Consider the following 11,448-nt stretch of genomic DNA (forward strand, 5'->3'; position numbering starts at 1 on the left):
CAAGTACCGCATCCAGAGGACTAAACGCGGGAGGGCTCAACCGAGCGCGGCGCGAAGACGCCGGTCTCGCTCTTCCGGGGTCTGCCGGGGGCAACTGGTGCACTTCGGGTTTCCGGCTTCGTAGATGAGACAACAGGAAGCCCTGCGCACGACGGTGTTCCGCCCGACACGGGAGAACCTCGGCTCCGGCATCCCGAGCCCGATCGCGGCCACGAGCGGCCCGGCCAGCGCGACCGCTCGTTCGGTGTCGCCGGTCCACAGCAGGCGGTTCCCGATCGAATCCGTCGCGATCGCGCCCAGCGCGCGCGGATTCGCGCCGGTGACGTCCGAGATCGTGCCGATCGCGGTGCCGAGTGCCCCGGCGAACGCCTTGCCGAGTTCGCCGAGACCGCCGGAGAGGACCCGTGACGAACGGGCCCCGGTGAACCGGCCGTCCGGGACGAGGTCGATGGTGACGGCGTCGAGCGACGGGTCCAGCGGTTCGCCCCGCACCAGCGACTCGACGGAAGGCGCGACGAGCACCGACGAAAGCGAGTACCACCAGATCGTGCCGAGCACCTCGGGTCGTGAGCAGCCGTAGAGCTTCGCGGCGCCGCCGACGCGGGCGCTGACCCAGGCGGCGTCGGCGAGCAGGGTCGCGGGCGCTTCCATCAGGGCACCGGCCGATAGAGCGTGACGCTGAACGACGTGGTGACGTCCACCGGGTCGGTGATCGCGTCCAGCCGCTCGCGACGCCCGTCGCGATGGAGGTGGTGCGCGCTGGGGCCCATCTCGACGACTTGGCGGATCTGACCGGGCGACAGCTTCACCTTCCGGGTGACCTCGCGTCGGTCGACGCGGGCGAAACGCTCACCGAGCGTCTCCTCCAGCCGCGCGTCCTTGCTCTCGTCCACCGAGATCACCAGATCGTCCAGCTCCCGGAGATGTCCGGGATTCGGCGTCGCGACGACCAGGAGCCCGTCCGCGGTCAGGACCCGGTGGAACTGCGGGGCGTTGCGGGGCGCGAAGACGTTGAGGATCAGTGACGCGCTCGAGTCCGCCACCGGCCAGGGCTCCCACAGATTCCACACGGCCGCGCCCGCGCGCGCGTGTGCGCGAGCGGCCCGGCGCAGGGCGACGGCGGAGACGTCGAGCGCGAGTCCGTGCGCGCCGGGGACGGCGTCGAGCACGTGCGCGAGGTAGTACCCCGTGCCCGCGCCGGCGTCGACGATCAGGCCGTCCCGGATGTGTTCCGAAGCGACCTTCGCGAGCTCGTCCGCGAGAGGCCGATACGCGCCCGAAGCGAGGAGGTCGACGCGGGCCGCGACCATCGGGCCGGTGTCCGCCGTGCCGGCCGGGATGCGTGCGTGCAGAAGGTTGACGTAACCCTGCTTCGCTACGTCGAACGAGTGGCCCCGCCCACAACGCACCGTGCGGTCTGTTGACCCGACCGGGTCACCGCAGACCGAGCACCGCAGCGACCGGACGATCTCCGGTGGCAGTGGGTCATTGCCGCGCTCTCGACTGGTCATGGGGATATTCGACCACGACGTTTCGCAACCGGACAGAACGCACCGGGTAACCGGAAACCTGGCCGTAACAACGCCGCACCGACAGTTCACGCGGGTGAAACCTGAATCGCCGCCCGAGGAAACACCGCCGTCCAAAAATTCCTGCGCAGTACACCCCAGGCACGGGAGGAAGATTGTGCTGAACGCAGGAGACACCGCATGGGTATTGATCAGCGCCGCGCTGGTCATGCTCATGACACCGGGACTGGCGTTCTTCTACGGCGGCATGGTCCGCGCGAAGAGCGTTTTGAACATGTTGATGATGAACTTCATCGCGCTGGCCGTGGTCGGGGTCCTTTGGACGCTGTACGGCTTCACGATGGCGTTCGGCAACGACGTGGGCGGCGGTCTGCTCGGTAACTTCGATTTCGCCGGACTCTCGGACATCTCCGGCAAGCTCGCCGGGTTCGCGACCGCCGCGACCGACACCGCGCCCGAGGTCGCCTGGCCCGGCGCCGACGGTCTGCCGTTGTTCGCCTTCGTGATGTTCCAGCTGATGTTCGCGATCATCACGCCCGCGCTGATCTCCGGTGCCATCGCCGATCGCGCCAAGTTCTGGGGCTGGACCCTGTTCGTCGCGGTCTGGGTGACCATCGTGTACTTCCCGGTCGCGCACTGGGTGTTCTCGTTCAACGGCTTCATCGGCCCCGACTCGGTCGGCGGCTGGATCGCCAACCAGCTCAAGGCGCTCGACTTCGCCGGTGGTACCGCGGTCCACATCAACGCCGGTGCGGCCGGTCTCGCGCTGGCGATCGTGCTCGGCAAGCGCAAGGGCTGGCCGAAGAACACCGGTCGCCCGCACAACGTCCCGTTCGTGCTCCTGGGTGCCTCGCTCCTCTGGTTCGGCTGGTACGGCTTCAACGCCGGTTCGGCGCTGGCCGCCAACGACCTCGCCGCCGTGGCGTTCACCAACACCACCGTCGCGACCGCGGCCGCCGTGCTCGGCTGGCTGATCGTCGAGCAGATCAAGGTCGGCAAGCCGACCACCCTCGGCGCCGCTTCGGGTGCCGTCGCCGGTCTCGTCGCGATCACCCCGGCCGCCGGTTTCGTCAGCCCGCTGGGCGCCATCGCCATCGGTCTCGTCGCCGGTGTCCTGTGCGCCCTGGCGATCAGCCTCAAGTTCCGCTTCGGGCTGGACGACTCCCTCGACGTCGTCGGCGTCCACCTCGTGGGTGGTCTCGTCGGTACGCTGCTCATCGGTCTCTTCGGCACCAAGAGCGTCAACTCGCTCGGCGTCGACGGTCTCTTCTACGGCGGTGGTATCGGCCAGCTCGGCATCCAGGCCGCCGCGGCGGGCGCCGTGCTCGCCTACTCGTTCGTGCTGACCTTCATCATCGGCTGGGTGATCAAGAAGCTCGGCGGGTTCCGCGTCAGCGCGGAGGACGAGGTCAGTGGTATCGATGAGGCCCAGCACGCGGAAAGCGCCTACGACTTCACCGGTTCGGGCGGCGGCCTCGGCCAGCCGACCACCATCCCGGTCAAGGCGCCCACCGGCAAGGCGGCCACGAAACTCGAGGAGACGAAGGCATGAAGCTGATCACCGCGATCGTCAAGCCGTTCACGCTCGACGACGTCCGCTCCGCGCTGGAGCAGCTGGGCGTGCTCGGCATGACGGTCAGCGAGGTGCAGGGCTACGGCAGGCAGAAGGGCCACACCGAGGTCTACCGGGGTGCGGAGTACTCCGTGGACTTCGTGGCGAAGCTGCGGGTCGAGGTCGTCACCGACGACTCCAACGTCGAGAAGGTCCTCGACGCGATCACCACGGCCGCCCACACGGGCAAGATCGGCGACGGCAAGATCTGGGTGACGCCGGTCGAGACGGTGATCCGGGTACGGACCGGCGAACGCGGCTCGGACGCCCTATAGGCGTCACGGATGGCCGACGGGGGTGAACTGGTCAAGGCCACCGAGCGACTGCTCGAGGGCAGGCACGGGAGGCTAGGGGCGGCCGCGTTGCGGGCGGCCCTGGTCGACCTCTACGAATTCTGGTTGGGCAAGGGCGCTTCGGCGGCCGGCGTCGACACCGCCGAACCCGGTGTCGCGCTGGCCGCCGTCGGCGGCCTGGGGCGCAGCGAACTGGTGCCCTTCTCCGACCTCGACCTGCTGTTGCTGCACAACGGCAACGGCAAGGTCGGCGAGATCGCCGACGCGATCTGGTACCCGTTGTGGGACGCCAAGATCGGCCTCGACCACTCGGTCCGCACGCCGGGTGAGGCGCTGAAGGTGGCGTCCGAGGACCTGCGGACCGCGATGGGACTGCTCGACATCCGGCATATCGCCGGGGACGCCGAGATCACCACCAGGCTGGCGGCCGCGGCGCGGGATCAGTGGCGGCGGACGACCCGGAAACGGGTCGGCGAGCTGTCGGACGCGGTGCGTCAGCGCTGGGACCGCAGTGGCGAGATCGCACAGTCGGCCGAGCCGGATCTCAAACACGGCCGAGGCGGGCTTCGGGACTTCGCCGTCCTGGAAGCACTCGCGGCGGCGCAGCTGACCGCGAGGCCGGGCGAAGAACTCCTGACGGCCAAGGGATTGCTCCTCGACGTCCGGACCGAACTGCGCCGGGAACTGCGTCGCGAACGTGACGTCCTCAGCGCTCCGGAGGCCGAGACGGTCGCCGAAGAGCTCGGGTTCGGCGACCGGTTCACCTTGGCACGCAAGCTTTCCGGTGCCGGGCGGACGATCGCCTACGCGGTCGACGTCGCGCTCCGGTCCACTGTGGAGCCGCCCAAGGCGCGGTTCGGGCGGCGGCCGGTGCGGACACCGCTCGACGAAGGTGTCGTCCTGCACGGGAACGAGGTCGCGCTGGCGCGGGACGCGGTGCCCGCCAAGGATCCGGCGTTGCTGCTGCGGGTCGCCGCGGCGTCGGCCCGGATCCGGAAACCCATTTCGCACGGGACCCTGCGGGCACTCGCCGAGACCGCGCCGGAACTGCGCGCGCCTTGGCCCGCCGACGCCCTCAAGGCGCTGGTGGAACTGCTGGGCGCGGGCGAGGGCCTGGTCGACGCCGTCGAGGCGCTCGACCGCACGGGCCTGTGGGCGCGGTTGTTCCCCGAATGGGGTGCGGTGCGGGACCTCCCGCCGAGGTCACCGGTGCATTCGTGGACCGTGGACCGGCATCTCGTACGGGCCGCGGTGGAGGCGTCGAAACTGACGACCACGGTTTCGCGGCCGGACCTGCTGCTGATCGGCGCGCTGCTGCACGACATCGGCAAGGGCCGCGACGCGGACCACTCCGAACTCGGCGCGAAGATCAGTGCCCAGGTGGCGGCCCGGCTCGGGCTGCCGGAAGCCGACGTGGCGCTGGTGTCGGCGATGGTGCGGCACCATCTGCTGCTGCCGCATACGGCGACGCGGCGGGACATCAGCGATCCGGCCACGATCCAGCGGGTGACGAAGACGCTGGACGAGAACCTGGTCCTGCTGGAGTTGCTGCACGCACTGACGACAGCCGATTCGCTGGCCACCGGACCGGGCGTGTGGACGGACTGGAAGGCTCGGCTGCTCGCCGAACTCGTGTCCGGTTGCGAGGAGGCGTTGCACGGCAAGGGTTTCGTTCCACCGGAGCCGATGGGCGCCGAACAACGGGGACTCGTCGCCGAAGCCGTCGCCTCCGGACGCGGCGAGGTGCGGATCTCGGCCGTCGGCAAGGTCGTCACCGTGGTGCTCGCGGTCCCGGCGCGCGCGGAACTCCTGGCGCCCGCCGCCGGGGTCCTCGCGCTCAACTCCCTGGAGGTCCACGCGGCGGTGCTGCGCGGGCACGACGGGGGACGGGCGGGCGTGTTCACGGCGTCGCCGAAGTTCGGCTCGCTGCCGGACGTCACCTTGCTGCGCGAGCAGTTCGCGCGGGCGGTGGCCGGGACGCTGCCGCTCACGCAGCGGCTCGCGGCGAAGGAACGGGACTACGGCGAGACTCCCTCCGCGAACGTGAAGGTGATCTGGTTCGACGACGAGACCAGCGGACAGGACACGGTCGTGGTCGAACTCCGGGCCGCGAACCGGATCGGCCTGCTGTACCGGGTCGCGGGCGCACTGCGGCGGTGCGAGGCCGAAGTGCGCTGGGCGAAGGTGGCCACACTCGGCGGCGCCGTCGTCGACTCGTTCGCCGTCGCGCCGCGGACCGGCCGGGTCGACGCGGCCTGGCGGTCGAAGATCGAGGCCGCCCTGCGGGCCGCCGCTTCCTGACTTCCTGAGGAGTGCGGCTCGGTACGGACTTGCGAGGCCGGCGTCCCGGGGTGTCGCGCGGATGGCGGAGGGTAGCGGTGGCAGGATGTTCGCCGTCGAGACCCGAAGGATCCGGAGGGCGGTGAGCGAGTGCTGGGGCACGAGCAGAACCCGCCCGGACCACAGCGGCTCACGTTGCCGCCGACCGTCGTCGCCTCCCACCTCCGGAGCTGCGCGGAAGACCTCGCCACCTCGCTGACCGCGCCGGGCACCGCCGCGACCGTCCCCGAACTGCTCCAGGTGGTCGAACAGCTCGTCGACGGCCAGCGGGCACTGGCCGTCGCGCTCGAAGGCATGGCCCTCCGCGTCGAAGGTGGTGGCGACGGTGCGTTGGCGGCCGCTCCCGCCGTCGATGTCGAGGTCGTCGCCGAGGTACTCCGAGCGGCCGCCACCGCTGTGGGCTGTTCGGCCGACGCACTCGGCGAATCGGGTCCGTCATTCGAATGTGTGAGCGAATCAGTCGCCCCTGACACCCGTTTGTAGCTGTCCCGCCGCTTCGGCGCGTGGATACGCTGACCAGGCGGAGGTGGGCCATGCGCGCGGTGTGGAAAGGCACGATCGGATTCGGGACCTACGCCATTCCGGTCAAGGCGTACAGCGCGACCGAGGAGCACAACATCCCCCTCCATCAGGTGCACGAGCCGGACGGCGGCCGAGTGCGGGTGAAGTGGGTCTGCGAGGTCGACGGCGCCGAAGTGCCCGCCCACGAGATCGCCAAGGGACATCCTGTCCCAGGCGGCGACGTCGTCCTGCTGACCAGCCGGGACTTCGCGTCGTTGCTCGCCCCGACCACCCAGTCGATGGACGTCCTCGGCTTCACCCCGGCCGAGCAGGTCGACTCGACGTACTTCGCGCGCAGCTACTACCTCGAACCGGAGCCGACGGGCACCAAGCCGTACGTGCTGCTGAGCGAGGCGCTGCAGCAGTCCGGGCGGATCGCGATCGTGAAGGTGACGCTGCGGCAGCGGGAGACGCTGGGCGCGCTGCGCGTGCGGGACCAGGTGCTCGTCCTCGAGACGATGCTGTGGCCCGACGAGATCCGGCGCCCCGACTTCCCGTTCCTGCACGAGGACGTCGACCTGCGGCGCGGCGAGCTGCGAAACGCGGTCTCGCTCATCGAAGACCTCACTCAGGACTTCGAGCCTTCGCGCTACACCGATCGCTACCGTGAAGCGCTTGAGGCGCTCATCCAGGCGAAGGTGGACGGCGACGACGTCCTCCAGCCGACTGCCGCGGAGCAGGCCGAAGGCGTAACGCGGTTGCTGGCGGCTTTGCAGCAAAACGCCGTCGAAGCCGACGACGCCGCTGTCACTCGCGCGAAGGCTGCCACAGGGAAGGCGCGAGAGGCGCGTACGCGGGCGAAGAGGGCGTCGTCGGCCAAGTCACGCGCGAAGACGACTTGAGTAGTTCTACCCAGGGGTAGTTGGGGGTCTTCACGCTGCCGTGACCCGGCGGTGACCGGGCATTGTTATGCCATCGCGCGGAGAGAGCGCGGGATGCGAATCGCCTGGTACTGGGGGTCCGGCGAGCCGACATTCCGCGGAACTCGCCAAGTGCTTACGGTCGGCTCGCGGGGAGGCGAGCCTTCCGTAGGGGCTCCGATACCGGCTTGCGAGGGGCGGCCGGTCTCGGAGCCCTCTTTTGCGCTCTGCCCGTTTCAGAGCCGCTTGGCCGCGCGGAAAGCCTTGGCGTAGGTGCCTTCGCCGTCGATCAGCGACACACCGCCGGCGTCGCCGAACGTCGGCCCGTTGGCGACCTTGCGACTGGACAGCACCCGTCGCTTCCCGTCGCTGTCGATGCCGAGATAGATCCCGGTGTGCGAGACCTGCGGCCCGAGATGCGGCTCCAGATTGAAGAAGAGGATGTCGCCGGGCTGCAGCGCCGAGTAGTTCGTGGCCTGCTTCTTGGTGTCCGCGATCACCGGTGTTCCCGGCCCGAGTTCGGACATCGCCCAGGCGCGCCGCGGCAGGCCCGGCCCCTTCGTGTTGGTGCCGAGCATCGGATAGCCCGCGCGGTAGCCGTAGACCATCCGCACGAAACCGGAGCAGTCGAGCGAGCCGAAGCGCGCCGGTTCCGCGTTCTCGTGCTTGTCGGGGAAATCCCAGCCGATGCCGAGGAAGTCGTAGAAGTCCGACTTCTCTTGCCGTCCTTCGGCGCTGTCGGGGCCGAAGGAGGCATCGCCCGCTACCCGGAGCTTCTTGGCTGTCTGAGGCGCCGAGCCGTCGGTGTACTGCAGTGCGAAGGCGAGGAGGTCCGGCGAGGTATCGCCGACGGCCTTGGGCAGCCAGTCGCCGAACCACGCCTCCTTCTCCCCGCCTTCCTTCCATGCCTGCGGCGCGAATCTGATCCAGGCCGACGAGGTGACGGTGACCTTGGTGAACTTCGGTTCGGTGAAGGTCCGGCTCCGGCCCGTCAGCATGACCGTGCGACTGCCATCCGTGAACGACGCCAGCTGCGTGCCGGCGGAATCCCGGACGATGGTCCTGGCCGGGGCATCGAGCCGTTCGTACGAGTACCCGCCCGCCGCCGCGGCACCCGGCGTGGCCGCGGTCGCCGACATGGCGGTGATGCCCGGCTTCTCCTCCTTCGCCACGTAGACCGCGGCCGTACCGGACACAACGATCACCGCGACGAGCACACCGATCCGGATCGCCTTGCGCATTGCCGACCTCACACCGTGGGGACCAGCCCGACCAGCACTCCGCTGATCAGGATCGCGTAACAGCCCAGGCTGACTCCCGCGGTGGCGAAAATGGTCGCCGCCGGAGGCTGCCGGACCAATTGGTAGGCCACCAGACCGGGCACCACGAACCCCAGGGTCTGGTGGACGAACAACAGCGGGAAGTCGGCCTGGAGGACGAGTAGCAAGGTCGTCTGCAGCACGACTCCCAGCAGGACGACCGCTGCGAACAACCGCTTGCCGTAGAGGATCACCACGCGCTGCATCAGCTTCGTGCCCGCGTAGGTCAGCGCCGTCATCAGCACGATGATGGCCGCTCGCCGGAAATCCTCGACGATGGTCAAGGCGATCCAGCCGGGCGTGATCATGCCGCCGGGGGACAGATTCGTGGTCAGGTAGCAGACCAGCGACAACAGCAGCCCGATGGCGAGTCCGATGGTCGCGACCTCGGGGGTGAGTGACGTGGTGAGCATCAGGGGCCGATCGCTTCCAGTTTGGCGAGTTCGTCGATGAGCAGTTCGCCCTGTCCGTGGATGTTGCCGATGGCGACCAGCGACGCCTGACGGTCGATGCCGCCGATGATCTTGCGCATGAGGAATTCCGGGGGGCGTGCGCCGCCGAGGTCGACGACGCGGTCGTGCCATTCGGTCGGGATCGCGGCCCGCGCGCTGCGTGTCGGGTCGCCGATCAGCACCACGCGTTCCGGGGCGATACGCGGGATCAGCGCGCCCATCTGGCCGTTGCGCTCGACCCGGTCGGGGCGGCAGTTGATGATCACGTGCAGCGGATCGGCGATCGCGCCCTGTTTGCGGAGCTGGTCGATGTTCATCAGTGTCGATTCGGGGTCGTTCGCGGCGAAGACGTTCGCGAAGCGGAGCCTGCGCCGCCCCGCGCGGTAGTGGTGGACCTGCAGAACGCCGGGATCCGGCGGAGCCGCCCACATACCTTCGAGCGCCAGCCGACGGTTGACCTTGAGCAGATCGGCCACGGCCAGCGCGATCGCGACGTTCTCTTTGAACGTGATCCAGCCGAACCCGCGCATCTCCTCGTCGGTGACCGTCTCGGGGTCGACCGCGATCAGACGGCAGTTCCGCTTGTCCGCTTCTTCCTGGAGGATCGCGAGCCGGTCCTTCTCCGCCGTGAGACAGATCCCGCCGATCGGCATCGACCGGCTCAGCGAGCGCGCCACGTCGTCCAGCGTCGGGCCCATTTCGGCGAGGTGATCCTCGCGGACGTTGCAGAGCACGCCGATGGTGGAACGGATCAGCTTGCTCTGGTTGATCTCCTGGAGGTCCGGCATCACCGCCATGCATTCGATCACCAGCGCGTCCGGCCGGTACGCGGCCGCGCGGCGGACGATGCCGATCTGCTCGACGACGTTGGCGATGCCGAACTTGCGGTAGACCGGCTCTTCGCTCCCGTCTGGGTGGATGAAGCGGGCCGCGGTGCCCGTGGTCTTCGCCGTCGTCACCAGGCCGCCGCCGCGCAGCGCGCCCGCGCAGAGCCGGGTGATCGACGATTTGCCCCGGATGCCGTTGACGAGCACCCGCGTCGGGATGCTGTGCAGGTTCCGGTAGTGGTTGCGTTGCTCGAAGATCCCGGCGGCCAGCATCGCCGCCGACGAGGTGAGCAAGACGAAGTAGAGGAACGTCACTTCGGGTTCCGGCCCCGTTCGGCCAGCTGAGGCCGCCGTGGCGCGCGCGGCGGTTCCGGCCGGAGTTCGTCGCGAGGCGCCCGGGGGACCTCGCGGCGCGGTCGTGCCGGACGCCGGGGTGCGAGACGTGCTTCCGGGCGTCGATCGGGAGCCGGCCGCCGACCGGATTCGAGGGGGACGTCCTTGACGCGCTGGAGCAGCGCGGTCTCGTCGGTCGCCGCGCCGGCCGGTCGCCGGACCTCGCCGAGGCGTACCTTGCCGTCGACCAGCGCCTGGCGGCAGATTTCGACGCAGGAGGCGATGCTGCCGATCTCGTCCTGACGTTGCGGGTACACCACGGCACCCATCCCGACGCCCTTGGAGATCGGCACGGCGGCTTCGGCGACACGGCGCAGCGGCCGGATGACGACCAGCAGATGCCAGGCGAACAGCATCAGCGCGACGACGGCGGTGAGGAGCGCGGCCACGCGCGCACCCGCCCGCACGGTGTTGTCCGCGACACCGAGCGAGCCGATCGGCTGTTCGGCGACGACGACCCACTTCAGCTCGGCCGCGCTGCCGTCGTCGGCCAGGCGCTCGGCCGCGACCAGGGTCGTCGCGGTGGTTTCACGGGCGTCCTCGCCGGTCTGCGCGGTGGTGAAGTTCTTGAGCAAGGTGGGGTCGGTGAGTTCGGAGAAGGCGAAATAGCCCTCGGTGTCGGCGATGGTGCGCTTGCCCTCGTCGACCACCCGGACGCGGCCGCCCGCCGAGTCGAGCAGCGAAGCCATCCGGGGCACGTCGTATTCGCCGACCAGGACGCCGCCCGAGTTCGGCAGAGGTGTGAAGGCGTAGACCACGGGCACCCGGCCGGTGGTGTTGTGCTGGCGCAGGCCGGCGCCGTCGGGCAGCTTGCCCGGATCGCGCAGCGCCTCGCGCCCGGCCAGTTCGAGCACTCCGCCGTCGGCATCGGTGACGTAGACGCTGCGGAACCGGCTTTCGTCCGTCACGAGCCGCTCGAGCATGCCGCGCAGCTGGTCCGGCCGCTTGTCCGCGCCGAGCCGGGCGATGGCACGCAGGTCGCCGAGGCCCTGGGAGAGGCTCCGGCGCAGGGTGTCGGCCGAATGCGCGACTCGGCCGCCGTATTCGCTCAGCATGGTGGGCGAGACGGCGGCGGACTGGCGCCCGAGTGTCGCCGCGACGGTGACCGACCAGCCGAGCAGTGCCAGGGAGACGAGTGCGACGACGGCCTGGGCGGACAGGAACGGCTTGACCACGGCGCCGGCCTTGCGCCGTCTGAGCTTCGACCGGGAGCGCTCGACGGCGCGGGTGAGCCGGTTCACCTCGTGGACGCGGGACTGGCG

At 69.7% G+C, this 11,448-nt stretch carries 10 protein-coding genes and 1 pseudogene; 5 read left to right on the plus strand and 6 right to left on the minus strand.

Translation table 11 applies throughout. The features are described from left to right. Positions 1 to 36: 36 nt before the first annotated feature. Complete coding sequence (locus tag H5J31_RS26645; protein WP_181775389.1) at positions 37 to 651, minus strand: (2Fe-2S)-binding protein; 615 nt, start codon at positions 649 to 651, stop codon at positions 37 to 39. Further along, a complete protein-coding gene (locus H5J31_RS26650; RefSeq protein WP_181775390.1) occupies positions 651 to 1,511 on the minus strand; it encodes a putative RNA methyltransferase in 861 nt (286 codons plus the stop codon). The genes H5J31_RS26645 and H5J31_RS26650 overlap by 1 nt, the downstream gene beginning before the upstream one ends. A gap of 175 nt (positions 1,512 to 1,686) precedes the next feature. Between H5J31_RS26650 and H5J31_RS26655 the strand changes: the two genes are divergently transcribed. The 5 genes from H5J31_RS26655 to ku all read left to right on the plus strand — a co-directional run bounded on the left by H5J31_RS26655 (position 1,687) and on the right by ku (position 7,177). Further along, positions 1,687 to 3,081, plus strand: coding sequence for an ammonium transporter (locus H5J31_RS26655; protein ID WP_181775391.1), 1,395 nt, complete (start codon positions 1,687 to 1,689; stop codon positions 3,079 to 3,081). After that, positions 3,078 to 3,416, plus strand: coding sequence for a P-II family nitrogen regulator (locus H5J31_RS26660; protein ID WP_020630602.1), 339 nt, complete (start codon positions 3,078 to 3,080; stop codon positions 3,414 to 3,416). Before H5J31_RS26655 ends, H5J31_RS26660 begins: the two co-directional genes overlap by 4 nt. Positions 3,417 to 3,425: 9 nt before the next feature. Further along, the gene (locus tag H5J31_RS26665; RefSeq protein ID WP_181775392.1) at positions 3,426 to 5,735 is read left to right on the plus strand and encodes a [protein-PII] uridylyltransferase; all 2,310 of its coding nucleotides are present in this window, start codon (positions 3,426 to 3,428) and stop codon (positions 5,733 to 5,735) included. A 129-nt stretch (positions 5,736 to 5,864) separates the two neighbouring features. Next, a complete protein-coding gene (locus tag H5J31_RS26670) occupies positions 5,865 to 6,257 on the plus strand; it encodes a hypothetical protein (protein WP_181775393.1) in 393 nt (130 codons plus the stop codon). 50 nt (positions 6,258 to 6,307) lie between these two features. Further along, positions 6,308 to 7,177: a non-homologous end joining protein Ku gene (gene ku / locus H5J31_RS26675; RefSeq protein ID WP_181775394.1), complete on the plus strand. Its 870-nt coding sequence runs from the start codon at positions 6,308 to 6,310 to the stop codon at positions 7,175 to 7,177. 254 nt (positions 7,178 to 7,431) lie between these two features. On the opposite strand, the gene H5J31_RS26680 is transcribed toward ku, so the two are convergent. From H5J31_RS26680 to H5J31_RS26695, 4 genes and pseudogenes are all read right to left on the minus strand, one after another. Continuing rightward, positions 7,432 to 8,436 (minus strand): NlpC/P60 family protein, encoded by a 1,005-nt coding sequence (locus H5J31_RS26680; RefSeq protein ID WP_181775395.1) that lies wholly within the window; start codon positions 8,434 to 8,436, stop codon positions 7,432 to 7,434. A gap of 8 nt (positions 8,437 to 8,444) precedes the next feature. Continuing rightward, entirely contained in the window at positions 8,445 to 8,927 is a 483-nt protein-coding gene (locus H5J31_RS26685; protein WP_181775396.1) for a poly-gamma-glutamate biosynthesis protein PgsC/CapC, read from the minus strand. After that, positions 8,927 to 10,108, minus strand: coding sequence for a poly-gamma-glutamate synthase PgsB (gene pgsB, locus H5J31_RS26690; protein WP_181775397.1), 1,182 nt, complete (start codon positions 10,106 to 10,108; stop codon positions 8,927 to 8,929). Before pgsB ends, H5J31_RS26685 begins: the two co-directional genes overlap by 1 nt. Next, positions 10,105 to 11,448 (minus strand): annotated as a pseudogene (locus tag H5J31_RS26695) (cache domain-containing protein); the annotation flags it as partial. The pseudogene H5J31_RS26695 and the gene pgsB, both read right to left, overlap by 4 nt.

It is taken from the genome of Amycolatopsis pittospori (assembly GCF_013870525.1).
Classification (GTDB): Bacteria; Actinomycetota; Actinomycetes; order Mycobacteriales; family Pseudonocardiaceae; genus Amycolatopsis; species Amycolatopsis pittospori.

Excerpts from the sequence above, each read along its gene's own strand:
- H5J31_RS26645 (WP_181775389.1), bottom strand. The coding sequence starts at position 651 with ATGGAAGCGCCCGCGACCCTGCTCGCCGACGCCGCCTGGGTCAGCGCC.
- H5J31_RS26650 (WP_181775390.1), bottom strand. The coding sequence starts at position 1,511 with ATGACCAGTCGAGAGCGCGGCAATGACCCACTGCCACCGGAGATCGTC.
- H5J31_RS26680 (WP_181775395.1), bottom strand. The coding sequence starts at position 8,436 with ATGCGCAAGGCGATCCGGATCGGTGTGCTCGTCGCGGTGATCGTTGTG.
- H5J31_RS26685 (WP_181775396.1), bottom strand. The coding sequence starts at position 8,927 with ATGCTCACCACGTCACTCACCCCCGAGGTCGCGACCATCGGACTCGCC.
- H5J31_RS26660 (WP_020630602.1), top strand. The coding sequence starts at position 3,078 with ATGAAGCTGATCACCGCGATCGTCAAGCCGTTCACGCTCGACGACGTC.
- H5J31_RS26665 (WP_181775392.1), top strand. The coding sequence starts at position 3,426 with ATGGCCGACGGGGGTGAACTGGTCAAGGCCACCGAGCGACTGCTCGAG.
- ku (WP_181775394.1), top strand. The coding sequence starts at position 6,308 with ATGCGCGCGGTGTGGAAAGGCACGATCGGATTCGGGACCTACGCCATT.